We start from the raw sequence: 25,245 nt of genomic DNA, 5'->3' as shown, positions 1-25,245 counted from the left end.
CAGACGTGAAGAACAAGCCGTTGGCGGCCGTCTTTGTTGCAGCGGGGGCAGCCGTCACCGCTTGCGGATCTGGCGGAGGGAACGCCGGGAGCGATGCGGAAGGCGACTCCACGACCACGGTCAAGGTCGGCGTGCTTCCCCTGGCTGACTACTCACCGGTCTATTGGGCGAAGGACAAGGGCCTCTTTGAGAAGCATGGCCTCGACGTGAAGCTGGAGCCGTTGCAGGGTGGTCCTGTGGGCGTGCAGAAGGTGGTCACCGGGGAGCTCCAGTTCAGCTTCGCCAACTCGATCAGCACGACCATCGCTGCCGCAAAGGGGGCGCCGGTGCAGACGGTGGCCCTCGGCTCGAGCCTCGGCAAGGGGAGCAACAACATCTATGTGGAGGCTGATTCGCCGATCAAAACACTGGTTGACCTGGATGGGCGGACAGTCGGCACGAACACTCTCAGCAACGTTGGCGATGTGGCATTCGCCAACCTGGCGAAGTCCAAGGGCATCAACGCGAAGCCAGACTGGATCGAGGTGCCCTTCCCCGAGATGATCCCGGGGGTCCAGAACGGCTCCATCGAGGCCGGCTATGTGCCCGAGCCATTTGCCACCTCGGCGCGTCAGGCCGGCTTGCGCGAGATCGTCGAACTGGTGCAAGGCCCCAATGAAGCTCTGCCTGTGACGACGTTCGTGACCAGCACGCAGTACGCGAAGTCCGAGCCCGAGGTTGTGCAGAAGTTCGCGGTGACCATGAACGAAGCTCGCGCACAGATTGCCGCCAACGAGGACGAGTTCCGCAGCTGGCTCCCGAAGGCGACCGGCACCGATCCGGCTGCCGCCAAGGAGATGAAGTTGCCGCTCTTCGATGTTGAGCTCGATCACGCTGGCATGCAGCGCATCGCCGACGTACTCATCGGCCTCCACCTCATCGAGGGCAACTACAAGGTCGACGACCACATCATCACCACCAAGGACTGATCCGAATGCAGCTCATTCACGACCCCCTTCCGCGGCGCCACGAGATCATCCTCGGTGTCGTTGGAGTGGTCGGCGTGCTCTTTCTCGGCGAGGTGCTGATCCGAACGCACGTCATCAGCGGAGCCGGACTTCCGCTACCGAGCGCGGTGGCCGAGCAGGCCTGGACGCTCCTGGGCAACGGTGACTTCTGGACCCAGATCGCCTACACCTTGCGCGAGTGGATGGTTGGTCTGCTGATCGCGGCAGTCGTCGGAGTCGTCCTCGGGGGGCTGATGGGAGCCTCCAGGACGGTGTTCACGATGTTCTCCCTGCCGGTCGAGATCCTGCGGCCGTTGCCGTCCATCGCGATCGGCCCGTTGCTGGTGCTGCTGATCGGCGAGGGGATGCTCCCGCTGGCCCTCACGGTGGCGATCGCCTGCCTATGGCCGATCCTGTTTAACTCGATGTACGCCGCACGCGCGGTCGACCCAGTCGCGATCCAGACGGCTCGCACGCTTCACGTCTCCCCGTTCGGGATCATGACGCGAGTGCGTCTGCCCGCGGCGCTGCCGTTCATGTTCACCGGCATCCGGGTCTCCGCCTCGATCGGCCTGATCGTGGCGGTGAGTGCGGAGCTGCTCTTCGGCTCCGGCAAAGGCATCGGCGGCTACATCCTCCTGCAGAGCACGAGTGCGGCCAACCTCGACGCGGTCTACGCCGCCACCCTGGTGGCCGGTGTCCTCGGTGTCATGGTGAGCACGGCGTTCGCCGTCGTCGACCGAGTGGCGTTCGGCTGGAAGGAAGGACTGGCTCAATGACGTCCCTGACCCACGACGAGGCCAGTGCCTTCCCTCGCGTCGGCCTGCCACACCGTGTCCTGCCCCTGATGCGGCAGCTGGCGCTGCGCGCGATCGTGCCCGTGCTGATCGTGCTGCTGTGGTGGCTCGGCTCCCGCAGCGAGACCAAGGGGCTCTTCATTGCGCCGCCTCTGGACGTCGTCAAGCGCACGGCCGAGGACTTCCTCAGCGGCAATCCCGCCCACCTGTTTCTCGGCGACGTGGCCCGCAGCGACCTGGTGCCCAGCCTGATCCGGGCGACCCTCGGCTTCTGGCTGGCGCTGGTCGTCGGCGTCCTGATCGGGATCGCCCTGGGCATCCAGCCGGTCCTGGCAGCTCTGTTCCAGCCGATGATCCACCTCGGCCGTTCGCTACCGACTCCCGCACTGCTCGGTGTCTTCTTCCTGCTGTTCGGCACCGGCGACTGGCCCAAGGTGCTGCTGATCGCGTTCGGCATCATCTGGCCGATCCTGTTCAACACCATCGACGGAGTGCAGGGGATCGGCACCGCCCGCTCCCAGGTCGCGTCCGTGTTCAAGATCCGCAGCCGCGACGTGTTCTTCAAGATCGTGCTGCCGGGGGCGGCGCCGAAGATCTTCGCTGGGGCCCGGATCGCCCTGTCCCTCTCGCTGATCATGATGATCATCTCGGAGCTACAGAAGTCCAAGAACGGTCTCGGCTACCTGCTGGTCTACGACCAGCGCAACTTCGACTACCCGGGCTTCTGGTCGGTGCTGGTGGTGCTGGCGGTGGTCGGCATCGTTCTCAACGTCGTACTCGTCCAAATCGAGCGTCGGGTCCTGGCCTGGCACAGAGGGGTGACCTCGCAACATGACTGACCACAAGAAACAGTCCAAGCCGGCGGAGCTCGTGCTCGACGGGATCTCCAAGGTCTACGGAGAGAACTGCGCGATCAAGGAGATCTCCGCCACCGCCCCCGCCGGGAAGGTCTCGGTCATCGTCGGTCCCTCCGGGGCGGGCAAGACGACCCTGCTGCGGATCATCAGCGGTCTGGACATCCCGACCACCGGTAAGGTGCTGTTCGACGGCGATCCGGTCAAGGGCGTCCCTGAGGGCCTGGCGATGGTGTTCCAGGACTACTCCCGGTCGCTGTTCCCGTGGATGCGGGTCGAGGACAACGTTGCGTTCCCCCTGCGACGTGTCGACAAGGCGGAGCGTCGCGCCCGGGTGCTCGAGGCATTGCAGGCGGTCGGCCTGGAGGGCAAGGAGCGGCTCTACCCGTGGCAGATGTCGGGCGGCATGCAGCAGCGCGTGGCTATCGCCAGGGCGCTGGCGTGCCGGCCGAGACTGCTGGTGATGGACGAGCCCTACGCCTCGGTGGACGCGCAGACTCGTGCCGAGCTCGAAGACCTGCTGCTGACGATCCAGGCGCAGCTCGAGATCACGGTCCTGGTCGTGACGCACGACATCGACGAAAGCGTCTACCTCGCCGACAACATCATCGTCTTGTCGAAGGCGCCGAGCACGGTCGCCGAGGTGATCAGCGTCGACCTGGCCCGTCCGCGTGACCAGATCATCACGAAGGAGGAGCCGTTCTTCGTGCACGCCCGCGCACACGTCCTGAGGCTGCTCCGCGGTGAGCCGGAGCCGAAACAGGAAGGCGCAGCAGGGACGTCCAACGTCCGCGTCATCGCATGAAGCCGGCACCCTTCGACTACCTGGCTCCGACCACTCTGGATCACGCCATCGATGCCATCGACGGGATGGTCAACGATGAGCGCGAGGTCAAGGTCCTAGTACTACAGCCGCACTTAGGGAACAGCGCTGCGCCTGGCGTAGTGGCATCGTCGGGCGCGGGCTTGGTGGCGGCGTCGCCAGCGTGACCAGTCCAGGACGACGGTGGTGTCTGGCTGGCGCTGCCAGATCAGGGCAGCGAGGAGCCGTCTGACTTCGGGCACGGTGAGGGGGATCAGTTCCTCGACCGGCCGGAGGTCCCCCTTTTTCCGCCGCCGGCGGCGGTGTTGGTCTGGGCGGTGGTGATGGTCAAGAAGGCGTGCGCGAGCATCGCCAAGGTGATGTGCCGATACCAGGAGTCGTAGCGGCGTACCTGGTACTGGTCGAGGCCGACTTGGCCCTTGGCTGTTTGGAACGTCTCCTCGATCGCCCAGCGGGCACCGGCCACCCGGACCAGTTCACGCAATGGGGTGCGTTCGGGCCCGAAGCACAGGTAGTAGGCGACATCATCGGGGTCGGTCAGGCTGCGGCGGGCCAGCAACCAGTAGCTGGGGCTGTCCTCCAGGGGGCGGATCGGCGCCCGGGCCCAGTGATACAGGCGCGGACCCTTGGCGCCGCGCCCGGCGGAGATCTTCTTCCACGCCTGGGCGGGAAGCATCGCGGCCAGCGCATCGGCGCGCAGTTCACGCACTTTCGGTCCGTCACCGTCGTCGACGGCGGCGATGACGCGCTGGTTCACCGGAACCGCCATCACGTAAGGCATCTGACGTTCTTCAAGCATCGCGCGCAATCGGTAGTGCTGGCCATAGACCTCATCGCCGGTGACCCACCCAGCCGGCACCCCGGCGTCGATCGCGCGCCCGATCATCCGCATCGCCAGCTCCGGCTTGGTCGCGAACTCCACCTCGTCCCCGATATGCGCCTCAGCGCGTCGGGCAGCATCCTCGGCCCAGGCCTTGGGCAGGTAGAGCTCACGGTCCAAGAACGTCCGTGCGGATCCCTGGCCAGGACCAGTGGCATAGCCGAGGAAGACGCCGATCTGGCAGTTCTCGATTCGTCCCGCAGTGCCGGAGTACATCCGCGCCACCCCCGCGGACTTCGTGCCCTTCTTCAAGAAGCCAGTCTCATCAACCACCAGCACCCCAGCAGGGTCGCCAGGCGCAGGGGCGAGGTGCTCGACCACGTAGTCACGCACATCGTCGCGCACCGCGTCGGCGTCCCAATCGGCATAGGCCAACAATCGCTGCATCCCGTCGGGGATCGCCTCACCTGCAGACTCGGCCAGCGTCCAGGAGTTCTTCTTCTCCAACGGCGCCAACAACCCCCGCACATAGGCCAACACCCGCTCACGCGGCTCCGAGCGCGCGAACCGCGGCGCGATCCGGGCATGCACCTCCGCAAGCCCCGCCGCCCACTCCTCGACCTCAGACACACAAACCTCACCAGTCACACCAGCAACATGCCGGCGAACACCAGTCTCACACAGGCGACACACCGATCACGGCCAAAATAAGTGCGGCTGTAGTACTAGCGGGCGGGCAGTCACTGATCCCGGTGATGAACCTGCGTATGGGGCACCCCGCGGCCCTGGTCGACGTGTGTCGGATCCCTGAGCTGCAGCAGCTCTCCATGACACCTGACGGCTCGCTGCACGTCGGTGCCGGCGTTCGTCAGGCCGACGTGCTCGCTGACCGGGAGGTCGGGGCCCGCTGGCCGATGTTGCGTCGGGCGATCAGTGAGATCGGGCATCCGCAGATCCGCAGCCGCGGAACGGTCTGTGGCAGCATCGCCCACGCCGACCCTGCGGCTGAATTGCCCGCCGTCGCGCTGGCCCTCGATGCAACCATGGTCGTGCGCTCCCGCCGTGGCGAGCGCAGGATCGCGGCGGAGGAGTTCGTCCTAGCCCCGTTCACCACCGTCCTGGAGGAGAACGAGATCCTCATCGAAGTGGTGTTTCCCCCGGCCGGCGCAGACAGTGGCTGGGCCTTCGAGGAGTTCGCCACCAGGCGTGGCGACTTCGCGACCGCTGGGGCCGCGGTTCGCCTCGTGGCCGGTGCGGGGGCGGTAATCGACTGCCGCCTGGCACTCTTCGGTGTGGGAGGCAGGGCCCTGCGGCTGTCCGAGGCCGAGGAGGCGGTGGTCGGTCGACCTGTCGACGAAGAGGTGCTCGCCGCTGTTCACTCCGCAGTCGAGTCCGGGCTCGATCCCTCTCCCGACGTGCACGCCAGCGGCGAGTTCCGCCGCGAGCTCGCCGCCCGACTCGCCGTCTCCACCATCGAGAGAGCCTGGGAGAGAAGCAATGGCTGATTCCCGAGTCCGCACCGCCACGACGCCTCCGCTGCTCGAGCCGTCGGCTTGGCACGAGATCGAACTGGAGGTGAACGGCGAGATCGTGGGGGCGCAGGTCGAGTCCCGGCTCCTGCTGGTTGACTTCCTGCGGCATCGCCTCGGCCTCACCGGAACCCACGTCGGCTGCGAGCAGGGTTCCTGCGGTGCGTGCACGATCATCATCGACGGCCAGGCTTCGCGATCCTGCCTGGCCTTCGCGGTCCAGGCAGACGGAGCCAGCATCCGCACCGTGGAGGGGCTGGCACCGAGCGGAGCTCCGCTGAACAGGCTTCAGGAGGCGTTTCACACCGAGCACGGCCTCCAGTGCGGCTTCTGCACCCCCGGCTTCCTGATGTCGCTGACGGCTCTCGAGGAGTCCGGAGAGGTCGGTAAGGAGAGCATCGAGGAGCACCTGGACGGCAACCTGTGCCGTTGCACTGGTTACGTGAACATCAAGAAGGCCGCGCACAAGGCGCTCCTGGGTACGAGCGAGGAGGCTGCCCGGTGAGCCACGACGCAGCCATCGGCGAGGGCATTCTCGGCCGCAGCGTCCCGCGGGTCGAGGACGACCGGCTGCTGCGGGGCGAGGGCAGGTTCGTCGACGACCTGCAGATCCCCGGGGCGCTCGAGGTCGCCTTCCTGCGCAGCCCGGTTGCGCACGCGCGGATCACGAGCGTCGACATTGCGGCGGCGCTCGCTCTGCCGGGCGTGGTCGCGGTGTACGACGGTGCATCCGTGGCCGATCGTGTCGAGCCACTGCTCAACAGCGAGGAGCTGCGCGTGCCCGAGGGCATTCGGGCGAACATCGACCCGATCGTCCGGATCCAGCCGAGCCCACTTCTGGCCGTGGATGAGGTCAACTACGTGGGCCAGCCGGTCGCCATGGTGGTGGCGGAGTCCCGCTACCTTGCCGAAGACGCGCTCGAGCTGATCGACGTCGAGTACGACGCCCTGTCGGCCGTGCTCGACCCGGAACAGGCGCTGGTCGACGGATCCCCGCTGGTGCTCAGCGACGCCGAGGACAACATCGGCGTACACATCGAGCACGGGACCGGTGACGTCGAACGCGCGTTCGCCGAGGCCGCCGTGGTCGTGGAGGACACCTTCGTCTCGCAACGATACGTCGCCTCGCCGATGGAGTGCCGCGGAATCGTTGCCACCCACGATCCCTTCAGCAACCAGCTCACGGTCTGGTCCAACACCCAGACGCCGCACCGGGTTCGCAATCACCTCGCCAGCGCGATCGGGCTAGACCCGGAGGCTGTGCGGGTGATCTCCGTAGACGTCGGAGGAGGCTTCGGGCAGAAGGGGATCCTGGTCGTTGAGGAACTCCTCGTTCCGCTCGCCGCGCACGACCTCGGTCGCCCGGTGCGGTGGCTGGAGGACCGCAACGAGAACCTGATGGCCGGCACACACGCACGCGAACAGGTCCACCACATCGCCATTGCCGCTGACGCCGAAGGCCGGATCCTTGGCGTGCGCGACCGGATGATCGTCAACCTCGGCTGCCGCAACATGGTGGGCCTGGTCGTGCCCTACAACTCGTTGTGCCACCTCGTCGGGCCGTACAGGGTGCCGAATCTACGGATCACCGCTACTGGTGCGTTGACCAACACCATGTGCACGGCGCCGTACCGAGGTGCTGGTCGGCCGGAGACCGTCTTCGCAATGGAGCGGGTGATGGACAGGTTGGCCGACGAACTCGACCTGGATCCGTGGGAACTGCGCCGCCGCAACGTCATCACCCCTGCGGAGATGCCCTACCGCACCGGCATCCTGGACCGCCGGGGGTTGCCGCAGGAGTACGACTCCGGCGACTACCCGGAGATGCTCGACCGGATCCACAAGATGATCGACCTGGACGGCTTCCGAAAGCGGCAGCAGCAAGCCCGGTCCGAGGGCCGCTATCTCGGACTCGGTTTAGCGATGTACCTCGAAGCCACCGGTCTCGGGCCCTTCGAAGGCGCCAAGGTGACGGTGCTGCCTTCTGGACGGATCCGCATCAGCACTGGTGCTCCGTCCCAGGGGCAGGGTCACCGGACCACGTTCGCGCAGATCGCGGCCGAGAGTCTCGGAGTTCCCTTCGAGGACGTGGAGCTGGTCGCTGGTGACACTCGCGACATCCCCTTCGGGGTGGGCACGATCGCCAGCCGCGCTCTGGTCACGGCTGGGAACGCCATCCTTCAGGCCGCCACTCTGGTCCGTGAGCGCATCCTCGCCACGGCTGCCGACATGCTGGAGCTCGACCCAGAAGACCTTGAGCTGCTCGGCGGCGTGGTCCGCCCGAAGGGGGTACCCGGTCACGAACTCGAGCTGGCCGACATCATGCGTGCGCTCCCTGTGACGCCGCGCGGCAGCGGACGTGACTCCCTCTCGGAGACGTCGTACTTCCAGCCGCCGAACTACGCCACCTCCTCGGGTCTGCATGCGGTGCTCGTGGAAGTGGACCCCGACACCGGCCGGATCGAGATCGACGACTACGTGGTCGTGCACGAAGCCGGCAGGATCGTCAATCCCCAAGTCGCCGACGCCCAGATCGTCGGCGGCACTGCGCAGGGGCTCGGTGGGGCGCTGTTCGAACATCTGCAGTACGACGCGTCCGGGCAGCCGGTCACGACGACCTTCATGGACTACGTGCTGCCGACGGCGGGATCGATGCCCGATGTCCGGCTCGACGAGGTTGTCTGTCCCAGTCCGACGAACGCCCTCGGCGTGAAGGGCCTGGGAGAGGGCGGCGCCGTCGGGCCGCCAGCCGCCATCGCCAACGCCGTCGAGGACGCGCTGCGTCCCTTCGGGGTGGTGGTGCACGCCTGCCCGTTGACCCCCAACCGGGTGCGTGACCTGGTCCGGGCAACGCAGCTCTGAAGCGAATCCTCGAGGAGGAAACCATGCAGCTCAGCAACGATTTCACCATCGCGGCCAGTGCCGATGAGGTCTGGCCGGTGCTCACCGACCTCTCGCGGGTGGTGCCGTGCTTCCCGGGCGCCAGCCTCGACTCAGTGGATGGGCAAGCCTTCACGGGGCGAATGACCATCAAGCTCGGACCGATGCGCCTCTCCTACAAGGGCGACGGCAAAATCGCGCCGGACGAAGGCGCACGCACGATCATCATGGAGGCCGGTGGCGGTGAGGTTCGAGGCGGCGGGAGTGCTGAGGCGACGATCACCGCTGCGCTCACTCCGGTGGCGGACGACCGAGTGCGGGTGCGGGTCACCACCGACCTGGACCTCTCGGGCAAGCCGGCGCAGTTCGGCCGAGGGATCATGGTGGATGTCGCAAGTCGGCTGCTCGATGCGTTCGCGACGAACCTGGAACGCGAATTGGAATCGGTCCCTTCCTTGACCGAGACGCCGGCTCCAGCGGCGTCGACAGAGCCGCTCGATCTCGGTGCCGCGGGTCTGCTCCCCCTCGTGAAGCGGGCCGTGCCGGTCCTGGTCGGAATGCTGGCTCTGGGGCTCGTCGTACGCTGCTTGGTACGACGCGCGCGAGGCTGAGCCGGACGGCTGGAGCTGCGGTCAGCCCTCGCAAGGCAAGTCGCTCTCCGACACGGAGGTCTCCTGGCGTACCGAGAGCGACAGCTTGCGCAGCAGGCGAGCGAGTTCGGCCTGCTCCTGCTCGTCGAGCAGCCGCATCATCCGGCGTTCGAGCGCGATGTGCTCCTCGAAGATCGCGTCGATGCGCTTGCGCCCCTCCTCGGTCAGCTCGGCATAGACTTGGCGGCGGTCGGAGCCGATGCGTACCCGACGAACCAGCCGCGAACGCTCAAGGTTGTCCAGCCGGAGCGTGACCGCGCTCGAGGTCAGCAGTGACGACGCCGCCAGCTGACCGACGGTCTTCTGGTACGGCGCGCCACCACGCCGCAGGCTCGCCAGGACGTCGAAGGCGGCCTGGTTCAGGCCGTGCTTCTCGTGCAGCGCTGCCAGAGCAACGCGCTGCAAGGGCTGCAGTCGACCGATCCTGCCGAAGACGCCGATGCTCGAGGCGTCGACGTCCGGGCGCTCGGCCCGCCACTCGGCGACGATCCGGTCGACCTCGTCCGGCCCCGCACGTGCGCTCCCGGCGCTCGCGGTACTCGGTGTGTTCGTGCTGCGTGCCATCGCCGCCTCTTCGTCCTTGAGATGGGGGCCTCGACGCCGAACCCTTGACGTCGCCTGCCGCGCCGCATATGTTATCGGTAAGCAGTTATATAAGGACTTATATATTAAGGCCTTATGAACCAGGAGGATGCATGGAGAGCTTCGGTCCGGTCGCCGTCGTCGGCGGTGGCATCGGCGGCATGGTTTCTGCGATCGCGCTCTCTGCCGAGGGCCACGACGTGCAGGTCCACGAACAGGCCCCCGGCTTCGCCAGGGTTGGCGCCGACATCAACCTCACCCCCAACGCCGTTCGCGCCCTGGACGGACTGGGCGCGGGTGTCGGCGAGGCGCTGCGGCGTACCGCGGCTCGACCCAGTCACCGGATCAGCCGCACCTGGGACACCGGAACGGCGACGTCGTGCATCGAGATGGGGGCCGTTGCGGAAGAGAAGTACGGCTCGCCGCAGCTGACGATGCACCGTGCCGACCTGCTCGCCGCCCTTGAGGACGCGCTTCCAACAGGTGTGCTGCGGCTCGGCCGGCGGCTCGAGAGCCTCACCGAGTCGGCATCCGGAGTGGAGCTGACCTTCGCCGATGGATCCACCGAGGAAGCGGGGCTGGTGATCGGGGCCGACGGCATCCACTCCGTGGTGCGAACCTCAATCCTCGGGCCGGAGAAGCCGGACTTCACCGGTGTGGTGGCCTTTCGGGCGGTGGTGCCGGCGCCGCGCCTCGCGGAGTTGCCGAACCTCGCCGCCTTTACCAAGTGGTGGGGTCCGAACCCGGCGACGCAGATCGTGACGTTCCCCCTCAACTCCGGCAAGGACATCTTCGTCTTCGCCACCGCACCGCAGGACAGCTGGCTGGAGGAGTCCTGGACGACGCCGGGAGACGTCGAGGAGCTGCGGGCGATGTACGCCGACTTCCACCCCGAGGCGCGGGCCCTCCTTGATGGGGCCGACGAGGTGCTCAAGTCAGCCCTCTATGTCCGTGATCCGCTGCCACGCTGGTCCACGGACCGGATCACCCTGCTCGGCGACGCCTGCCACCCGATGATGCCGTTCATGGCGCAGGGCGCCGGCCAGGCGATCGAGGATGCTGTCGTGCTTTCGCGGGTGCTGAGCGGGACCGGCCTCTCGTTGCCGACGGCGTTGCTCGCCTACGAGCAGGCCCGTCACGACCGCACCGCGCGGATCCAGATCGGATCGCGCGGAAACGACTGGCTCAAGAACGCCGGCAACGGCGACTGGGTCTACGGCTACGACGCCTGGACGACAGCGATCGCCTGAACATGGGAAGGAACACCCCGATGCAAGATCAATCAGCGCAGTCCGGCGGCTTCGCTCGGCGCAGTCTCCTCTCGGCAGGGCTTGGCCTGGCTGCCGTCGGCGCAGTGGATCTGTGCTGCGCGCCGTACGCCGCGGCTGCCGGTCGACGAGAGGGACACGGTCAGCCCGTGCCACAGGACGCGACCCAGCTGACCGGCGACCTGCGCAGCACCCGGACCCGGGTGATCCTGCTCGGCACAGCCGCAGGGCCGTACCCCGAGCCGGGACGGCAGGGGTGCGCGAGCCTCCTGGTGGTGGGCGGCCGTTCCTACCTTGTCGACGCCGGCTACGGAACCGTGCGCAAGTTCGTCCAGTCGGGCGTGATGATGAGCTCGCTGGCGGCGACCTTCGTGACGCACCTGCACTCTGATCACGTGGCCGACCTGTTCAATCTCTTCCTGCTCGGCTGGGGGACCGGGGGACACGGTCTGGTCTCCCCGGTGAAAGTGTTCGGTCCGGGCAACCCACACGCACTGCCAGCGTCGACACCCGGGGTCACGCCCGCGCCACTGGCTAATCCGGACAACCCGAGTCCAGGGACGAGTGAGTTACTCGCGGGTGCGGTGGGCGCCTGGGCTTACGACCTGAACATCCGGACCCGTTACAACAGCCGGACGGGACTGGCCTCGCTGATTGAAGCGCACGACGTGCTTCCGCCGGCCGACACCGGTGCGACAGCCGATGCGGTGACGCCTGACATGGAGCCGTTCGTGGTCTTCGAGGATGACCGCGTCCGGGTGAGCGCTACCCTGGTCAAGCATCCGCCGGTGTTTCCCTCGTTCGGCTACCGGTTCGAGACCGAGGACGGAGTGTTCGTGTTCTCCGGCGACACCGCTCCGCACGAGAACGTGGTTCGGCTCGCCGCGGGAGCAGACCTCCTCGTGCATGAGACGATGCACATCCCGTACTACGCGAGCATCGGCTACCCGCAGGCGCTGCTGGACTTCTTCGAGAGCTCGCACACACCTCCGGAGGACGTGGGTCGGATCGCGCGCGAGGCAGGCGCGCGGCAGGTTGCGTTGTCGCACATAGGCCCAGGAGACCCGCGGGAGGTCAGCGATCGGGAATGGCGTCGCGCCGTACGCTCCGGATTCGGTGGCGAGGTCGTGGTTGGCCACGACCTGCACCAGCTCGCCTTTCCCCAGCGTTGACGCCTCGAAAATATCTTCGGACAAAGGTATTCTCATGTCATGACCACGCTGCAGCAGCCAGATGAGACCGACCTGTTCATCGCGCAGTGGCGTGAGCGCCGACCGGACCTGGACACGATGCCGATGGCGGTGCTCGGTCGGTTGCTCCGCCTGGCTGGACTGCTGGAGAACGAGCTCCGCCCAGTCTTCGCGGCGGTGGGGCTCAGCACCGCGGACTTCGACGTGTTGGCCACCTTGCGCAGGTGGGGAAGGCCGATGAGCCCGGGGGAACTAGGCCGTTCCGTGCTCGTCGAGTCCGGCAGCGTGGCCAAACGGCTCGATCGCCTCAGCCGTCGCAACCTGGTGCACCGCTTTGTCGACCCGCACGATGTTCGTGGCCGTCTTGTCGAGCTCACCCCCAGCGGAGTGTCGCTCACGGATGAACTGGCTGAACGGCACTGGGCTCACGAAGATCAGATGCTCCACGCACTCAACGACTCTGAGCGGACGCAGTTGCTGAGTCTGCTGCGCAGGCTGCTGGTCGCGCACGAGTGAGCCAACTTAGGCTGCATCCACCGATGCCTCGACTGCTGCGCGACATCATCCGGTCACCCTGGCCCCTTGTTCTCTCAACGCCAAGAGTTCGGTGGATTGAGGCTGAGCGGGCCTGGCTCAGGAACGACGTGCGACGGCTTCGATCTCAACGATGGCACCGTAGGGAAGGTTGTTCACGCCAACGAAAGAACGCGCGGGACGAGGGCTGGCGAAGACCTCGGCGTACTGCTCGTTCGCCTCGTCGCGCAGGGACACGTCGGTCGCGAAATACGTCGTCTTGACCACGTGCTCAAGGCCGAGTCCGACCGTGGCCAGGCGCTTCGACAGGTTTCGTAAGGCGGCGTCGAGGGCCTCTCGCCGGCCGGCTACAGCGATTCCGTCGTCGTCGACGGACAGGGCCCCGGAAACGTAGACGGTGCCGTTGTCGTCGTACGCCGGGCTGTAGGGGTGGGCGCACTCGTCGTTAGTGAAGGCTTGCATTGAAAAAGCTTAGGACTAAATGATTCCAAAATCCAGACCTTGCGGCCCACGCTGTGCAGCCAAGGGCATCCGTGACGCTTACCTGAGCGCATGTCCGAGACGAGGCGCGAGCCGCGTTCCGCATCCTGACCGTCGACCTGCGCAGGCCCGAGAGCTTCGTCGGTTGCCGACGTCAGCGACATCCCTGTGGCTGGGGAGAGGGGTCCGCTCCGGATGCTGATCTACTGCTCGTGACCCAGCGCCTGCACCACCTGCTTCAAGATCGCGTGCAGCTGCTCAGTCCGCTCGGCCCGGTCATTCGCATCCGAACCAGAAGAACACAGAGGTGGACGAGGAGCCATGACGTGGCTCGTGCGCGTTGATGAAGCTCAGTATCCTCGCCAACGCACCGGTATCGGTCGGCGCAGGGATGATCAGCTCAGCGGCCGTCGTACTCATTTGCCGCCCTCTCACTCGCTAGGGCCACCATCGAAGCCCGGTTGCATCGTCACCAAGGCAGGGCTGGCGACGTCGGGTGTGATGGAGGTGAGGCTGTTCGGTGCTGCAGACGCCAGAATTGTGGTCCGTTGACACCATGCTGCATTGGCGGCGGTATGACGCACCATGCCGAATCCGCGCGCCTCTCCGTGATGGCCAAGCTGTGTGGATCGAGACATATGGGTTCGGGACAACACAGGACGGCGATGCGACCCTATTGTCGGTATCTTCGGCGAGACTGGCCCAATGGACTTCGAGGCTCCGTTCATCGAGGCTATGCAGCAGGCCGTCAGCCCCAGCGAGGCCGACGTCTTAGTTGCCCGCACAGCGATCCTGGGGGCGCTCGCCGAGGCAACCAAGCCTGTGTTGCTGACCGAGTTCGAAGACCGGTGGCTCAAGGCTGTTGGCGGCCAGCGCCCCGCCGAGCGCACCAAGTTCACGGCGCAACCCTCTACGGATCCCGGACGTCGACTTGCCGACCCTGACCGTCACGATCCGCATCTGACCGTTCTCCGCGGGCGCCACGCAGTGCGTCGTGCGCTAGCCCAACTCGTCGCTGAGGGAATCTTGGGCCGCGCTGAAGGGAACCAGTACGAGACCCAGCCCGAACGCATCCCGGTCGATTACCCAGGCGGCAGTTCCAGTGCCCCCGTGTTTGTCCACTCGCCGTACATCAGCGATCAAGGTATTACCCCACGCTTCATGGCGGTCCGGCCACTCCACGGCGAAGGCAGCGAGGTCCTGCTGCCCATTGAGGAGTTGCTGTCCGGCCTCGACCCGATCCTCGGCACACGCGGCATGACCATGGTCCGGGAGAGCCGTCGCGCGCTCCAGCGCGGCCTCTATCTCGCGTCGTCCAGCCTGTTGGCTGCTGCCTCTGAGGCGGCGTGGTTCAACCTCGCGCGCGCCGTGCCCGCGCCGCCGCAGGCACTCGCGAAGAAGGTCGACGAGGGCCGTGACGTCGCTGAGGTTATCCGCCTTACGGAGCAGAACCTGCGCGACGTCAAGCCTTCGCCCGGCAACGCGACCATCACCGAGGTCGTCACCCAAGCCCACATGTTCCGCGAGGTCCGCAACTACGCCCTCCATCCAGTAGAGGAGCACGACGGAGACCGCGAGACCTGGCTCACTGAGACCGGGGCGACCCTGCTAGCGATTGCCGCCCGGAGGTACTTCGTGAAGATGGCCGGTCTCCGCAACCGACTTTCGGCCGACCAGCCTGCGGCTCGCTGAGTGTCACCACCGTGTGTCCGGCATCGCGGCGGAACGACGCACATCCATCTCGTTCGTCGGTCCGTGGTCGATTCATGTGCCCTCCAGGGGTGAAGCGCACGGCTATGACCGGGATTGATGCCGGCATCAGCGTCGTGGGATCGTGCGTGCTTGGCCCAGAGCGAGTACATATCGCGGGGTCGACTCCGCGACCTCACCGCTGTGATCGGCGAGGTTGGTGCCAAACAGTTCGAGCGGATGGTCATGTGCGGCGTACTCGGAGTGCTGCTCGTGGTCGTAGGCGCGGCTTTCGTGGGGGTGGGTCTTGCAATCGGAGACGGCCTCGTCTGGGGCGCCGGTGTCGTCGTGACTGTTGCCGCTTGCGGCCTGTACTTCGCTCCATACAGCGGAGTGACGCGGACCTGAACGCACGGATCAGCCCACTGGGATGGTTCCCCAGGGGGATTGATCGGCGCTTGAGCACAATAGTCTCAAAACTTCGAGCATGATGTGGGCGTGCTCATGTTCATCTTTGGTGCAGGTGCGTCGTTCGATAGCGACCCAAGGCGCCCCTTTCGATCCGATCAGCACGAAGAGCACATGCAGGACGGGGAGTGGCGACCACCTCTAGCAACCGGTCTCTTTGAGCCGTCCAGCAGGGAGGCGAAGGAGTGTGCGCGCGAGTTCTTTCGTGCTACCCCGTTGCTCATGCACCTCAGGAGCGCGGCCGTGGCCGGCGAGGATATCGAAGAGGTTCTTGAAACCTATCAGGAACAGCGGGGTTCTTTCAGCGCGCTGCAGCCGCAGCTCGTCGCGCTGCGCGCATACTTGTCTCGGCTCTTGACTCAACTCCCGGGTCGATGGCATAAGGACGCACTTGGCCAGACGAACTACGTTTCTTTGGTCAATGAATTAGCGCCGACGCTTGAAGCAAAGGGACAAGCCGCGACATTCGTGACTTTCAATTACGATCGGCTATTGGAGTTCGCGGTTCAAGACGTCTATGGCTTGCGGTTCGGAGATATCGACGATTACGTATCATCGGCGGCCGTGCACTTGTACAAACCGCATGGTTCAGTCAACTGGAGCCAGGCCGCAAGATTGAACCCAAACATCGGACTAGAAGTGCAGGACGCAGAAGATGTCTTGCATATGCTCATCGAACGTGCACCAAGCCTTGAATGGTTGCCCGATGCCTTTCGTGTCGATGAGCCTGACGATGGTGACCCGTACCGACACCCACAGAGTCAGACGTATTGGCTCCCCGCACTGGCAATCCCAGCCAGGTCCAAAGCGAGCTTCTCCTGCCCACGGTCCCACCTCGATTCCCTCGCGAAGGATCTGAACAAAGTGACAACAGTAGTCACAATCGGCTGGCGCGGCCGAGAGAGACACTTCCTCGACTTGCTCGCCGAGCATCTACGGGCAGACGCTCGGCTGTTTGTGGTCGCGGAGAACGAGTCCTCAGCGATGGAGACCGTGGATGAGCTGTGGCCCACGTGTAAGTTCTCCTGCTACGCAATCTCAGGAGGCGGATTTTCCGCTTTCGCTAACGGAAACAAGATTTGGGCCGCAGACGCGGCCGCCGTGCATCTTCCGACCGCCACTGACCTACTCTCGGAGAGCGCTGCCATCTCGTGGATGGAGCGGTAAGGCCCATCCTTACAAGGCTCAGCGGAACTTGAGCGAGCTCGTTGGCTAGACGGCGACGCAGGGGCGTGTCGAGCGAGCCTTGGGTAGGGTTTCTGCCGCTCGCTCACCCACACCGGATTCGTAGGGGTTGCCGCCGCGCGTCACACTGGGCTACACACCTGAGGATGTACCTAAGGACGTAGGAAGCTGGTCTCATCCGTGGCCGGCCCCGTTGCTATTCGAGACGATCGGCGCCGAATCGGTTCGTCTGCGGCGCATGGGCCCGGCCACCGTGTCCACGTTCTCGTGCTGTGGTCGCCTGTGGAAGGTATGGAGTACGACTGCAGTCACCGCATCGGGTCGGTGGGCCGTTGATGCGTCGGGTTCAGGCCTCGCGTGCCGATGTGGTGCCGCCACTGACCTGGGAGATCCCGGCAGTGATCCTGGGCGGGTGGCTGGTCCTGGCTGCCGTCGCGCTCCCGGCCGGGCAGGCCGCCGCATCCTTCCTCGGGGGCAGCGGACCTGTCTGGCCAGATCATGCCCTGATCCCGAGCGTCGCGGGCTTGCTGGCCGGACGGCCCGGCGAGGGTCTGTCTGGCGCACAGACCGCGGCGCTGCCGCCGGACTGGGTGGTGTACGGCGTCGTCGGCGCGCTCGAGGTCGGCGTACTCGCACTCGCCGTGATGGCGGCGATCCTGTGCTGGCGCACCGTGGGCCCGGGCACTCAGTTCGGCCTGGCGCGCCGCCGCGACATCGAGGCCGCGATCGGACCACGGGCACTGTGGTCTCGGCGACGCGCGGTGAGACCTGACCTGTATCCGCCACCCCGGCGCCGCTGGTGGCGAAGAGTCGTGCGATGACCGGGTTCGACCGAAGCGGGGTCGGGTGGCGGGTGGGTCGCTCGAGCAGCCCGAGGGGCGTCGAGATCTGGGTGCCCTATGACCGGACGGCGGGTGTCTACGGGCCGCAGGGGTCGGGCAAGACGCTGGACCTGCTGGCGCCGGCGCTGCTCGCGTGCCCGGGCGCAGCGCTGGTGACGCTGACCAAGCCGGAGGACCTGCTGCTCACCATGGCCGCCCGCTCATCGGGGGACCGGCCGGTCCGCGTGCTGGATCCGTTCGATCTCGTCCCCGGCGCCACGCCGCTGGTGTGGGATCCGGTGGCGGGATGTGCGGACTCGATGGTGGCCGAGCGGCGGGCGAAGGCGTTCACCGCGGGCACGGTCAGGGGCGCGATCACGCACGGCTCGGGAGACGAGGCGGCGCGTTTCTATGCCGCGGAGGCGGCGAAGGTGCTGCAGGCCTTCTTTCATGCGGCCGCTCTCGATAGGCGGAGCCTGGAGGCGGTGTTGGGTTGGGTGGCCGACCCGGTGAACGCCGGTCATCCCGAGGAGATCCTGCGCGCCCATCCGGGTGCGGCACCTTTCTGGGACGGTCTGCTGCGTGGCGCGCTGCACGGCGATGACCGCACTGCCGGCAACACCATCACCACGGTGCAGCAGGCGATGGCGCTGTTCTTCCAGGAGTCGATCCGGCGCCGTTGTATTCCTGGACCGGACCGGGCTGCGACTGATCTGCGCGATCTGATCGCTCGCGGCGGCACCGTGTATCTGCTGGGTCGGGAAGACCCCTATGCATCCGCATCGCCGTTGATGACGGCGATCGCGGAGCATGTGTTGGACACCGCGTTGCAGTTGGCGATGGGCTCGCCGTACGGGAGGCTGTGTCCGCCGTTTCTGGCTTGTTTGGACGAGTTGCCGTCCACCACGCCGTTGCCGACTCTGCGGACCAGGATGGCCAACGAGCGGGCGCTGGGGCTGTCGTTCATCTATGCCGCCCAGACCTGGCGACAGCTTGTGATGATCTATGGCGAGGATGAGGCCCGCACCCTGTTCGGGCTGACCAACAACCTAGTCGTCTACGGGGGCGGCAAGGACGGCGCCTTCTACAAGGAGGTCTCCGAGCTCGTGGGTAGTGCCCGGGTGCCGCGGCGCAGCTTCAACCTGCAGCGTGGCGGGTGGGGGAGCAGCTGGTACGGCGAGGACGTGCCGACCCTGCGGCCCGAGGAGATCCGCCAACTGCCCGACCGGCATGCCCTGGTGGTCTCCGAGACTCTGGCGCCGTTCGTCGTCAAGCTCAGCCGGTGCATCGACGGAAGGCGTGGCCGGCGGCTGCTCGAGGCACAGGCAGCGGCTCGTGCACGACTCATCGCGCGTGCCGAGGGCGGGGGAGGTTGATGGAGGGGGAGCCCGCTTCGATGGCTAGGCCGTTCCCCCAGCCCTGCTCGATGCTCGCCATGATGTTGGTCGAGCTCCAGGTTGCGGCCGATTGCGAGCCTGGGAAGGACAAAGAGCCGGCACGCAGTGAGCGTGAGCAGGTCGCCACCCTAGATCGGCCCTGGGACCCGGCCTCTTGTGCCCCAGACGTGCGTAGCGAGATCTACAAGTGGCTCGACGAGGTGGTCGACTGGATCAATGAGCAGCACACCTGGCGGGTCGATCGCACCATCCCGGTCTGCTGGATCGAGCACCCGCACATCGTCCACGAGCTCGCAACGCTGGCGTGCCTGCGCTGGGAGGCGGGCTACGCCGCGAGACCGGGGCCGCTCGCGATCTGGCAGCAGCAGACGCTGCCGACGTTCTTGGGGCTGATCTCGCAGCGGATCGGTCCGACCGGCTGTCCGCCCGGGCGACACCAGCCCAGCCCGGGCGCGGCCCGCCATGCGCTGTATCGCAGTGATGCTCAGGCGCGGGCGCGCCGGCGCCGTGAGGCCTCCGGCTGAGAGCCCGGCCCTGGCGGTGACCGTGTTTCCTGGGGGGCTGGCCGCCTCTATCGGCTCGGTCCGCGTGGGGTGGTGGTTGGCGCGGGCGGTGGGCCGACGGTGCGGTGAGGCGTCGGGCTCGGCGCTGGCGCTGAGGTCCTCGGCCGCTGGGACGCCTCGGGATCGACGGTGACGGCCAGTGCCACCACGACGGAGCGAGCGGTACGGGCTGGCTCCGAACCGCGCTGGCAATCTGCCCGAGTCAGGGTGAGGGCCAGCAGTGCGGGGACGTCATGGCCGTCGGCGTGCGCACGGGTGAGAAGGTCTTGGATGCGCGGCCAGTCCGGGGTCGCGGTGATTCCGGGACTGGCGGACTCGGCTTGGGCCGCCCACCGCGTGGTCGCGCGATAGGTGCCCTGTGCGGCGTGGCGCTGCCGGGCGGCGAGCTCGCTGAGGTGGGCCGCCGCGTTGGCCGCTGGGTCATTGGTCCAGGCCTGCCCGGTGTCGAGGACCTCGAGGTGCAACATGCCGGCGGGCAGGCCGGTCAGGTCTTGGACCCGGTCGATGTGCCCGGCCCACTGGACGGGTGGAAGTGCGCCGATGACCTGTGCAGCCTCGCGCACCAACCGCAGCCGGGCGGCCGGAGACTCGGGGTGCTGCCGGTGGGAGTCGATGAGCTGGTCGAGGATGGCGTCGGCAAGGGGCCCAGACTGGTCGAGTGCTCGACCCAGTGCGGGCGTGCCGTTGGTGCGGAGCAGGTCGGCGGGGTCGAGCCGGTCGGGGAGCGCCAAGTGCTGTGGATCGGCGCCGCGGGTGGTGAGCATCCAGTAGGCGCGTTTGGCGCTGAGCCAGCCGGCAGCGTCGGGATCGGTGGCCACGATGATCGCGGACGGATCGGAGGCTACGTAAGACTTCAGTGCGTCGACCTGGCGTGTGGTCAGCGCGGTGCCCAGCGGCGCGATCCCGACGTACTGGCCGCCACCGGCGAGGGTGACCGCGAGGGCGTCCATTGGGCCCTCGACCAGCACGGGCTTCGCGCCGCGTCGGAGAGCCGCGCGGCCCTCGGCAAGGCCGTAGAGGTGGTCGCCCTTGGTGAACGCGGCCGTGGTCTTGGTGTTGAGGTACTTCGGTCCGACGCGGCCGTGCTGGGCGCGGGTGTCTTTGGTGGGGTTGCGGCGGCCGATGAATCCGACAACCTCGTTGCGGTCGTCGTGGTGCTGGATGGGGAAGATCAGCCGGTCGCGGAAGGTGTCGATCAGGGCGCCGTCGTCGGTGCGGCGGGCTAGGCCGGCGTCGAGGAGTTCGGCTTCGGTGGCGCCGGCGCCGGTGAGGTGCCGGACCAGGCTGGTTGGCCCGGGAGGCGCGTAGCCGATCGGGAATCGGCCGTTCCCGGTGAGGTCGGTGCCGAGTCGGGTCTGCACGTAGCCGGGCGCCCAGGAGCGTGGATACAGCTCGCAATAGTAGTCACAGGCGGTCTGGTTGAGCTCGTGGATCCGGGTCTTCGAGGTCCCCCGCTTTCGCGGTTGAGCAAGGGCCGGACGGTTCGGCGTCGGGGGAGCGGTGGTCGGGTGGGGCTCGGGTTCTTCGGGGTCGGTGGGCTCGTCGGTCAAGGTGGCGATGCGCCAGACCAGTGCTTGGCACAGTTCGTCGGCTGGGATCTGGGAGCGGCTGGTTGCGGCGGTGAGGAGGCCCTCGGCGCTCCAGCCGGTCGGGCGGGCGTGGACAGCGGCGACCAGGGCGGGCCAGGCGGTGTCGGCGATGACGCGCTCGGCGACGTCGCTTCCGAAGAGGGCGGCCAGAAGCGGGGTCCAGTCGGGGCGCAGCGTGGTGGCCTGTGGGCTGTCCGCGCGCAGGGCGGCCGGTCCGAGGTGTCCGACGATTCGCCACCACAGCGCGTCGGCGGGGTGTTCGTCGGGCAGCGGGCGCGCACGCGTCAGGGCGTTGTGGAGCAGTCGGTCGACGTCGAGTCCGGCGCCTTGCAGGGCGTCCAGTCGGCGGCAGAGGTTCCTTGTCGCGAGGTCGCCGGAGAAGGAGGCGGGCAAGCGGTCGGCCCATTGGTTCAGCTGCGCCGGTGTTGGTGTAAGGCCGGCGGTGCGCAGCCGTTGGCGCAGGTGCCGCTGGTGTGCGGCGGCCTCGGCGGCGGGCTGGCGCGGCCCGGTCGGGCGCGAGTCGTCTGGGGTGACGCCGAGAGCGGCGCGCCACACCGCGAGGTCGGCACGCAGTTCGTGGTCGCTGCGCAGGGCGGTCGAGGCCGCCCAGGCGGGCATGCCGCCCGGAGAGCAGGCCAGCGCATGCAGCCGGACCTGTCGCGTCAGGTCGGTGACCCGACGCGAGCGGGCAGCCAGGTAGGGACCCCAGGTGGGGTGTGCGCGCAGCCGGGCAGGGATTCCGGCCAGCCAGGGCAGCGGGCGCTCGGCTTCCGTGTCGCTGGCGAGTCGCCAGTCGAGGACGGCTGCCCGGTCACGTGCCCCGTTCGAACCGGGCGCCGGGTCGTCACCCGCGACGTCGATGAGGGCCGCGAGTGGATCGGCGCCGTCGAGCGCGTGCAGAGCGAGGTGTCCGCGCAGGGTGGGGTAGGCAGGTTCGCTGGTCAGGCCGGGCCAGAGTGCCTCGACCTGACGGTCGAGCTCCTCGAGGCTGCTCGGGGGGAGTAGGTCGGTGGCGGCGACGTCGAGGGCATCGCGGTAGCGGTGTGCGGCGTCGTGCAGCTGCACGGCTGGTGAGGTGAGCTCGCGCTGTGCGGTGCTGGCCGAGGTCTGGGACCCGTCGCGTTGCAGGATCTCGGTGAGGGTGTCCAGCGCGCTGGGCGGCAGCAGGACGTCGCGGCGGACCAGGCTGTGCGGGTCGCCGTCGTACCCCGAGGAGAGGTAGAGGTGGTTGGCGCATCGGCCACGAGACAGCGCGACGTAGAGGACCTGTCTGGTCTCCTCGCCATTGAGCACCACGTGGGCGGTGTCGGTGGTCATCCCCTGGGCGCCGTGGACGGTGCAGGCGTAACCGAGCTGGACGTGCTCGGCCACGTAGTCGGCGGGCAGCGTGACCGTCCGATGGTGCGTCAGGCCGCGGACCGTCAATCTCCCATCCGGCGTTGATGAGACAACGGTCCATCGGTCGCCGTTCTTGACCCAGTCGGTCGCGGAGACCGGCAATCGACGTTGGTTGCGGCGGGTGATGATGACGTCGCCGGGGGAGGCGCTGGTGCCGTCTGCCAGTGCCACCTCGGGGCCGGGGCGGTGCGGCAGGTCGGCGCGGGCTCGGGCGTTCAATGCGGTGACCAGGTCGCGGGTGGGGGCCAGCAGGATTGCGTCTCGGCCCGCGGCGCGGTCCTCGGCCCAGGCGCGATAGGCGGCATCGGTGACGGAGCCGAGGTCGCCCACGTGGATGCGTTCGTGGTCGGCATAGAACCCGAGGGCGGCTTGGTTGCCTTCGCGTACGGCGAGGGTGACCGCGGCCTCGGCGGGGTCGGCAAAGCGTCGTACCTCCGACAAGGTGGCGGCGCCGACGCTGTGCTGCAGGTCGCGCAGGACCCCGCCCGCGGCGATCGCGGCGAGCTGCTGGTCATCGCCGATCAGCCGGACGGATCCACCCCGGCCCGTGACGTACTCGACGGCGGCGGCCAGATCGGCGGTGCCCGCCTGCCCGGCCTCGTCGATGATCACCAGGGTGCGCGGTCCGATCCGGCTCACCCAGCCGGGCCAGGCCTCGCGTGGTTCGTGAGCAAGCGTCCAGGTCAGCTTGGCGAGGGTCTCGGTGCGACCGTCGATGGCGGTGCCGAGCTCATGGGCTGCCTGGGCCGAGGGCGCCAGCCCGAGCACGTAGCCGCCGGAGTCGGACCAGGCACGGCTGAGCACCCGCATCGTGGTGGTCTTCCCAGTCCCCGCCGGCGCCAGCCCCAGCTGCAGCCGACGACCGGAGGTGACCAGGTCGCGCACCATCGTCTGCTGGGCGTCGTTGAGGTCGATGCCGTTCGCGGCCTCCTCGGCCACCGCGATCCCGACCCGCACCTCCGAGATCCGCCGGCCATCGGTCTGCCCTGCGATCTCGAGCAGCCGCTGTTCGGCACGCAGCACCCGCGCCGAGGTGTAGGTCGTGGCGCCCTGGACGTCGTACACACTGGTGTGGTCGGGGCGACGCAGCTGCGGCGGCTCGTCGACCGGGTCCGGGATCCCGAGCCGCACCGAGAGACCGTCGAGGACACGGCCCACGAGCTCCTCAACCACCGCGTCGTGCTCACCGAGCGGGATGGCGGCGGCGCGCACCCGACGTTCGGCCTCGGCCCGCACGTGCCAGATCTGCCAGGTGGCCCGGCGTTGCTCCAGCTCTGCGACCACCGCCGGCGCCGCGACCTCGGTCCAGTCGTCGCAGCGCTGGATGGACGGGGTGGTGGGTTCGAGGGCGTCACGCAGCATGTGTCTGAGCTCGGCCTCCGAGCCGAGCACGTCGATGGCCTCGGCCCGCCATGCCGCGCGTTGTTCTGCTTCGCTGCGCGGCTCGTGCTTGCCGTCGCGGGTCTGCAGGGTCGCGGTCTGGGCCAGCGCCAACGCCTCCACCGCCGTGGGTGGCCGGCCGTGGGTGGCCTGGAACTGGCTGGCCAGTTGGCTGCGCCGGGCCTCGATGGCCGCACGCCGCGACGACCAGGCGCGGATCAGCCAGGGGTTGATGCCGACGATCTCGCGGACCGGGCGCTGCCCGGATGTGGTGCGGGCGCGGTCGGCGAACCGGACGCCGAGCCGGTCGGCCAGCTCTGCCTCCAGGCGGGTGTTGTACCGCTCGGAGGCTGCGACCTTGGCCTTGTAGAGCACCCGGGCGTCCAGGGCCAGCCAACGCCCCTGATCGGTCTGCACCTTGTTGCTCACCGCGAGGTGGGTGTGCAGGTCCGGGTCGCCGGCACGGGAGTCGCGGTGGGTGAACGCCGCCGCCACCAGACCCGTGACCGGCACCTGGCGGACCCCGCCGGCTCCGAGCCGGGTGAACCCGACCTCGCGTTCCAGCCAGCTCAGCGTGTCCGCGACCGCTGCGTCGTGGGCGGACCGCACCACGCTGGCGACCTCGGGCGGGGCCAGCGCCCACAGGGTTGAGACCGACTTCACCGGCGAGAACGTCAGGTCATAGCCCGCCACCGCGGTGGTGCGCTGCCGCGACGCGGTGGCCACGAATCCGGCGATCTCCCGATCGTCCAAGGGCGCGCGTCCGTGCAGGTCGGCGAACATCTCGGTTGCCACCGCGGTTCGGATCCTCGCCCGGTCCTCGGCTGGGATGGGCGCGTTCCAGGCACGGTCGTGCTCCTTGTTGTACGTCGAGAACCTGCGCGCGACCTCGACCTGGAACGGTGCCGAGCCCTCACAGACCCGGAACGGCTTACCCAACGCTCCACCGGCCGGATCACCGGTGACAGCGAGCCGATCGGCGTTGGGGTGGCGACCCAGCCCGAACAGCGACCTCATCTGCTCCTCGGCGACCGGTTCACCGGGACTGATCTCGAGCCCGGCCAGCCCGGAGCCCATCCAGGCGCCAGGAGACTCGCCGCGCTCGGAGTAGTAGTCACCCAGGCTGCGGCTTCCGCGTTCGGTCGCGTCGTGCACCGCGACCTGCCGGGTCAGGTAGGTGTACCCGTCGCCGGCGGTCAACTTGTGCAGCCCCATCACAGCGGACCACAGGTCCCTCACCGGCGCTGCGTGGACATCGCGCCGGGCGAGCCGCGCTGGGTGCGTCCCGCCATCCCGCCCACGGCCGTGCACCAGGTGTGTCGTGTCTGGCTTCTCGGGGGTGGTGAGGCCTGTTTCGGGCCG

The 25,245-nt window shown here is 67.7% G+C and carries 22 protein-coding genes; 17 read left to right on the top strand and 5 right to left on the bottom strand.

What is annotated here, in order from left to right:
- Window positions 1–5: 5 nt before the first annotated feature.
- Genes Q9R13_RS11435 through Q9R13_RS11420 form a run of 4 tightly spaced genes read left to right on the top strand, consistent with a single transcriptional unit; the run spans window position 6 to window position 3,442 of the window.
- A complete protein-coding gene (locus Q9R13_RS11435) occupies window positions 6–968 on the top strand; it encodes an ABC transporter substrate-binding protein (RefSeq protein WP_310961307.1) in 963 nt (320 codons plus the stop codon).
- A gap of 5 nt (window positions 969–973) precedes the next feature.
- Entirely contained in the window at window positions 974–1,765 is a 792-nt protein-coding gene (locus tag Q9R13_RS11430) for an ABC transporter permease (protein ID WP_310961306.1), read from the top strand.
- Window positions 1,762–2,622, top strand: a complete 861-nt coding sequence (locus Q9R13_RS11425) for an ABC transporter permease (RefSeq protein WP_310961305.1) — start codon at window positions 1,762–1,764, stop codon at window positions 2,620–2,622. The genes Q9R13_RS11430 and Q9R13_RS11425 overlap by 4 nt, the downstream gene beginning before the upstream one ends.
- Window positions 2,615–3,442 carry an ABC transporter ATP-binding protein gene (locus Q9R13_RS11420; protein WP_310961304.1) on the top strand — a complete coding sequence of 276 codons (828 nt, stop codon included), beginning with the start codon at window positions 2,615–2,617 and terminating at the stop codon, window positions 3,440–3,442. Before Q9R13_RS11425 ends, Q9R13_RS11420 begins: the two co-directional genes overlap by 8 nt.
- A gap of 271 nt (window positions 3,443–3,713) precedes the next feature.
- Here the strand turns inward: Q9R13_RS11420 and Q9R13_RS11415 are convergent, their stop codons facing one another.
- Window positions 3,714–4,910 (bottom strand): IS701 family transposase, encoded by a 1,197-nt coding sequence (locus tag Q9R13_RS11415; protein ID WP_397217824.1) that lies wholly within the window; start codon window positions 4,908–4,910, stop codon window positions 3,714–3,716.
- Between the two features lie 65 nt (window positions 4,911–4,975).
- Between Q9R13_RS11415 and Q9R13_RS11410 the strand changes: the two genes are divergently transcribed.
- The 4 genes from Q9R13_RS11410 to Q9R13_RS11395 are packed head-to-tail and all read left to right on the top strand — an operon-like array spanning window position 4,976 to window position 9,300.
- Complete coding sequence (locus Q9R13_RS11410) at window positions 4,976–5,785, top strand: xanthine dehydrogenase family protein subunit M (protein ID WP_310965075.1); 810 nt, start codon at window positions 4,976–4,978, stop codon at window positions 5,783–5,785.
- On the top strand, window positions 5,778–6,314 hold the full coding sequence (locus Q9R13_RS11405) for a (2Fe-2S)-binding protein (protein ID WP_310961303.1): 537 nt from the start codon (window positions 5,778–5,780) through the stop codon (window positions 6,312–6,314). The genes Q9R13_RS11410 and Q9R13_RS11405 overlap by 8 nt, the downstream gene beginning before the upstream one ends.
- Complete coding sequence (locus Q9R13_RS11400) at window positions 6,311–8,671, top strand: xanthine dehydrogenase family protein molybdopterin-binding subunit (protein ID WP_310961302.1); 2,361 nt, start codon at window positions 6,311–6,313, stop codon at window positions 8,669–8,671. Before Q9R13_RS11405 ends, Q9R13_RS11400 begins: the two co-directional genes overlap by 4 nt.
- Before the next feature lie 23 nt (window positions 8,672–8,694).
- Window positions 8,695–9,300: an SRPBCC family protein gene (locus Q9R13_RS11395; protein WP_310961301.1), complete on the top strand. Its 606-nt coding sequence runs from the start codon at window positions 8,695–8,697 to the stop codon at window positions 9,298–9,300.
- 21 nt (window positions 9,301–9,321) lie between these two features.
- On the opposite strand, the gene Q9R13_RS11390 is transcribed toward Q9R13_RS11395, so the two are convergent.
- Complete coding sequence (locus Q9R13_RS11390) at window positions 9,322–9,903, bottom strand: MarR family winged helix-turn-helix transcriptional regulator (RefSeq protein WP_310961300.1); 582 nt, start codon at window positions 9,901–9,903, stop codon at window positions 9,322–9,324.
- 131 nt (window positions 9,904–10,034) lie between these two features.
- Between Q9R13_RS11390 and Q9R13_RS11385 the strand changes: the two genes are divergently transcribed.
- Window positions 10,035–11,171, top strand: a complete 1,137-nt coding sequence (locus tag Q9R13_RS11385; RefSeq protein ID WP_310961299.1) for an FAD-dependent monooxygenase — start codon at window positions 10,035–10,037, stop codon at window positions 11,169–11,171.
- Window positions 11,172–11,203: 32 nt separating this feature from the next.
- On the opposite strand, the gene Q9R13_RS11380 is transcribed toward Q9R13_RS11385, so the two are convergent.
- On the bottom strand, window positions 11,204–11,329 hold the full coding sequence (locus tag Q9R13_RS11380) for a hypothetical protein (RefSeq protein WP_310961298.1): 126 nt from the start codon (window positions 11,327–11,329) through the stop codon (window positions 11,204–11,206).
- Between the two features lie 9 nt (window positions 11,330–11,338).
- Here Q9R13_RS11380 and Q9R13_RS11375 point away from each other — a divergent pair, with 9 nt between their 5' ends.
- Both Q9R13_RS11375 and Q9R13_RS11370 read left to right on the top strand, forming a co-directional pair.
- Entirely contained in the window at window positions 11,339–12,361 is a 1,023-nt protein-coding gene (locus tag Q9R13_RS11375) for an MBL fold metallo-hydrolase (RefSeq protein WP_310961297.1), read from the top strand.
- Window positions 12,362–12,400: 39 nt separating this feature from the next.
- Window positions 12,401–12,895, top strand: a complete 495-nt coding sequence (locus Q9R13_RS11370) for a MarR family winged helix-turn-helix transcriptional regulator (RefSeq protein WP_310961296.1) — start codon at window positions 12,401–12,403, stop codon at window positions 12,893–12,895.
- Window positions 12,896–13,012: 117 nt separating this feature from the next.
- Here Q9R13_RS11370 and Q9R13_RS11365 read toward each other — a convergent pair whose 3' ends face one another.
- The gene (locus Q9R13_RS11365; protein ID WP_310961295.1) at window positions 13,013–13,375 is read right to left on the bottom strand and encodes a RidA family protein; all 363 of its coding nucleotides are present in this window, start codon (window positions 13,373–13,375) and stop codon (window positions 13,013–13,015) included.
- A 723-nt stretch (window positions 13,376–14,098) separates the two neighbouring features.
- Here Q9R13_RS11365 and Q9R13_RS11360 point away from each other — a divergent pair.
- The 6 genes from Q9R13_RS11360 to Q9R13_RS11335 all read left to right on the top strand — a co-directional run bounded on the left by Q9R13_RS11360 (window position 14,099) and on the right by Q9R13_RS11335 (window position 19,477).
- The gene (locus Q9R13_RS11360; RefSeq protein WP_310961294.1) at window positions 14,099–15,085 is read left to right on the top strand and encodes a hypothetical protein; all 987 of its coding nucleotides are present in this window, start codon (window positions 14,099–14,101) and stop codon (window positions 15,083–15,085) included.
- A 150-nt stretch (window positions 15,086–15,235) separates the two neighbouring features.
- A complete protein-coding gene (locus Q9R13_RS11355) occupies window positions 15,236–15,490 on the top strand; it encodes a hypothetical protein (protein ID WP_310961293.1) in 255 nt (84 codons plus the stop codon).
- Between the two features lie 303 nt (window positions 15,491–15,793).
- The gene (locus Q9R13_RS11350; RefSeq protein WP_310961292.1) at window positions 15,794–16,717 is read left to right on the top strand and encodes an SIR2 family protein; all 924 of its coding nucleotides are present in this window, start codon (window positions 15,794–15,796) and stop codon (window positions 16,715–16,717) included.
- A 353-nt stretch (window positions 16,718–17,070) separates the two neighbouring features.
- Window positions 17,071–17,556: a hypothetical protein gene (locus Q9R13_RS11345; RefSeq protein WP_310961291.1), complete on the top strand. Its 486-nt coding sequence runs from the start codon at window positions 17,071–17,073 to the stop codon at window positions 17,554–17,556.
- The gene (locus Q9R13_RS11340; RefSeq protein ID WP_310961290.1) at window positions 17,553–18,932 is read left to right on the top strand and encodes a type IV secretory system conjugative DNA transfer family protein; all 1,380 of its coding nucleotides are present in this window, start codon (window positions 17,553–17,555) and stop codon (window positions 18,930–18,932) included. The genes Q9R13_RS11345 and Q9R13_RS11340 overlap by 4 nt, the downstream gene beginning before the upstream one ends.
- 188 nt (window positions 18,933–19,120) lie before the next feature.
- On the top strand, window positions 19,121–19,477 hold the full coding sequence (locus tag Q9R13_RS11335) for a hypothetical protein (protein ID WP_310961289.1): 357 nt from the start codon (window positions 19,121–19,123) through the stop codon (window positions 19,475–19,477).
- A 47-nt stretch (window positions 19,478–19,524) separates the two neighbouring features.
- On the opposite strand, the gene mobF is transcribed toward Q9R13_RS11335, so the two are convergent.
- Window positions 19,525–25,122, bottom strand: a complete 5,598-nt coding sequence (gene mobF / locus Q9R13_RS11330) for a MobF family relaxase (RefSeq protein WP_310961288.1) — start codon at window positions 25,120–25,122, stop codon at window positions 19,525–19,527.
- Window positions 25,123–25,245: the final 123 nt, after the last annotated feature.

Origin of the sequence: Nocardioides marmorisolisilvae (assembly GCF_031656915.1) — a bacterium.
Taxonomy (GTDB): Bacteria; Actinomycetota; Actinomycetes; order Propionibacteriales; family Nocardioidaceae; genus Marmoricola; species Marmoricola terrisoli.
Note: the sequence above shows the minus strand (reverse complement) of the source record. Positions and strands in the feature narration are given on the sequence as shown.

Excerpts from the sequence above, each read along its gene's own strand:
- Q9R13_RS11430 (WP_310961306.1), top strand. The coding sequence starts at position 974 with ATGCAGCTCATTCACGACCCCCTTCCGCGGCGCCACGAGATCATCCTC.
- Q9R13_RS11425 (WP_310961305.1), top strand. The coding sequence starts at position 1,762 with ATGACGTCCCTGACCCACGACGAGGCCAGTGCCTTCCCTCGCGTCGGC.
- Q9R13_RS11420 (WP_310961304.1), top strand. The coding sequence starts at position 2,615 with ATGACTGACCACAAGAAACAGTCCAAGCCGGCGGAGCTCGTGCTCGAC.
- Q9R13_RS11405 (WP_310961303.1), top strand. The coding sequence starts at position 5,778 with ATGGCTGATTCCCGAGTCCGCACCGCCACGACGCCTCCGCTGCTCGAG.
- Q9R13_RS11395 (WP_310961301.1), top strand. The coding sequence starts at position 8,695 with ATGCAGCTCAGCAACGATTTCACCATCGCGGCCAGTGCCGATGAGGTC.
- Q9R13_RS11390 (WP_310961300.1), bottom strand. The coding sequence starts at position 9,903 with ATGGCACGCAGCACGAACACACCGAGTACCGCGAGCGCCGGGAGCGCA.
- Q9R13_RS11385 (WP_310961299.1), top strand. The coding sequence starts at position 10,035 with ATGGAGAGCTTCGGTCCGGTCGCCGTCGTCGGCGGTGGCATCGGCGGC.
- Q9R13_RS11370 (WP_310961296.1), top strand. The coding sequence starts at position 12,401 with ATGACCACGCTGCAGCAGCCAGATGAGACCGACCTGTTCATCGCGCAG.
- Q9R13_RS11365 (WP_310961295.1), bottom strand. The coding sequence starts at position 13,375 with ATGCAAGCCTTCACTAACGACGAGTGCGCCCACCCCTACAGCCCGGCG.
- Q9R13_RS11360 (WP_310961294.1), top strand. The coding sequence starts at position 14,099 with ATGGACTTCGAGGCTCCGTTCATCGAGGCTATGCAGCAGGCCGTCAGC.
- Q9R13_RS11345 (WP_310961291.1), top strand. The coding sequence starts at position 17,071 with ATGCGTCGGGTTCAGGCCTCGCGTGCCGATGTGGTGCCGCCACTGACC.
- Q9R13_RS11340 (WP_310961290.1), top strand. The coding sequence starts at position 17,553 with ATGACCGGGTTCGACCGAAGCGGGGTCGGGTGGCGGGTGGGTCGCTCG.